Genomic DNA, 251 nt, shown 5'->3' on the forward strand with positions numbered 1-251 from the left:
AGGAAGAGGAAGGAGCCGGTGGGACGGTTCGGGTCCGAAAGGCCCGAGCGCGAGCGGCGGATCGCGTTGGCCACCGCGCTGATGGCCTCGTCCTGGCCGACCACGCGCTCGTGGATCTTGCCTTCCATCTGGAGCAGCTTGTCGCGCTCGCCCTGCATCAGCTTGGCGACCGGGATGCCGGTGGCGCGCGCCACCACCTCGGCGATCTCCTCGGCGCCCACCTGGGTGCGCAGCAGCGTGGGCGCGCTGGA

At 71.3% G+C, this 251-nt stretch carries 1 pseudogene; it reads right to left on the reverse strand.

The window, feature by feature from the left end:
• Window positions 1-251 (reverse strand): annotated as a pseudogene (locus tag AC3A6Y_RS35070) (hypothetical protein); the annotation flags it as partial.

The organism is Variovorax sp. Soil_C_17, assembly GCF_057657265.1.